We start from the raw sequence: 1,601 nt of genomic DNA on the forward strand, positions 1-1,601 counted from the left end.
CTTTGAGGATAATTTTCGCATCGGCACGGGCTTTTTCGCCCACCCCTGCCTGTATGTCGGCTCCGGAAAGGGTTGTTTTGAATTCGGTGCCTTCGAGTACGGTATCCCAGCCGGAACGGGTTTTGGCCGTTTGGGCGATCACGCGTACGGGCAGTTTGGTTTCGTTCAACTCGTTTTTGCTGTAATTGCTCTTCCCCACTTTGATACCGATGAAACGGGTGCTTTTCTGAACATTCAATTGGTGTTAGTTGCATTGAAGCCGTCTGAAAATGGATATTCAGACGGCCTCGTGGACTTCGCAATTGGAGCTTATTTTTTTCGATTACTCACAATTTTTATCTACAAAGATTTATTTATAGCATAAGTAAAGTTTAAATTTATTTTTAAAAGATATAAAAGCTCAATTAAATCTAAATGAATTTCATAATTTACATTATTAAAAAAATCTGCTTCAAAACTAGTTATTTGCAAAACAGAATAATCACAATGAAACATTCCAATCAACTCTTTATCCTCAATAATTAAATTTAGAATAAATCTCATTTTGATATACTCATCAGCTCTCAGAGTAATAAAAGTCTCATTCATAATGACAGTAATCGAACTTTGATCAAAATTGAGATTAGTTATTCTCTTACTTATTAAGTTTATATTATCCTTCTTTGAAGGATGAAGGATTAAATCAAATAACACTTTCATTTTTTCTCACACAGTCTTTGGGATTAATCAAAAAATTTACTAGCATCTAAATCAGTTTTATAAATCTGCCCTTTAAATGGCCCTTGCTTTGAGCCAATTAATATAATTTTACCTTTTTCTATACTAATATCTGGATTAGTACCAACCTTTTTCACATATTCATGCTTATTAGCAAGCTTTAAAATTGCTGGCTTTATCACCCTATGGAATCTTTCTTGATCTACACTCTTAGAGCCAATATAAAGATCTTTATTTTTACCAGTACTACCACGAGAAGCATAAGCATGATCAGGCATTGTACCTTGAGAGATTTTTACACGGCTACCTTCTGGCGTAACTGCATAAAGAACATCAGCCTCTTTAAGCTCTCTAACACCTTGTTTCATTGCAAAGTAAGCATCCTCAAAATTCCCTCTTTTGTATAAATCAGCAGCTTTTTCAAATAAAGCTTTTGCTCCTTTATAACCTTTCGCAAGTATTTTTTCTCCTGGGATAAATGAAGCTAATGCAAATGCTTTTGAGCTTAAAGTATCTGCTTTTGAATAATCACTTGCTACTCCATATGGAGTGAATAGCATACCAGCTGCTTCGTTAAATACATGCATTTGATATTGCTTTAACTCTTCATAAGCTCTTGGATCTGTTTTTCGTAACTCTTCTTCGCTCTTTTTAGCTCTATAGCTTCCATAAGAGCCTCCAAACAAATTATTCTCAACAGTAACTTTAGCCGCATTCGCCGCCGTATTCACATCGCCACCAGTCACACCGCTTACCGTGCCGGCAACCAGTTTGCTGTATGCCAAGATTTGTTCGCGCTCTTTGGCCGTCAGGGCGGCAGGGGTTTTGCCGTTTGTCAGAGCCTCCCCTACAATCTCCCCCACGGCCGCGCCGATTGCGCCGTC

General features: G+C 37.6%; 2 protein-coding genes and 1 pseudogene. All 3 read right to left on the reverse strand.

Going from position 1 to position 1,601, the window contains the following annotated elements; all coding sequences use genetic code 11:
* A pseudogene (locus tag NQ012_RS12775) lies at positions 1-244 on the reverse strand (DUF637 domain-containing protein); the annotation flags it as partial.
* 95 nt (positions 245-339) lie between these two features.
* Entirely contained in the window at positions 340-699 is a 360-nt protein-coding gene (locus NQ012_RS12780) for a hypothetical protein (protein WP_257067955.1), read from the reverse strand.
* A 23-nt stretch (positions 700-722) separates the two neighbouring features.
* Positions 723-1,601 (reverse strand): VENN motif pre-toxin domain-containing protein (locus NQ012_RS12785; protein WP_257067956.1); only part of this gene is annotated, 879 nt, incomplete at its 5' end.

The sequence above is a fragment of the Neisseria dentiae genome (assembly GCF_024580525.1).
Classification (GTDB): domain Bacteria; phylum Pseudomonadota; class Gammaproteobacteria; order Burkholderiales; family Neisseriaceae; genus Neisseria; species Neisseria dentiae_A.

What these genes read in the sequence shown, in the direction of transcription:
- NQ012_RS12780 (WP_257067955.1), bottom strand. Translation starts at nt 699, where the DNA reads ATGAAAGTGTTATTTGATTTAATCCTTCATCCTTCAAAGAAGGATAAT.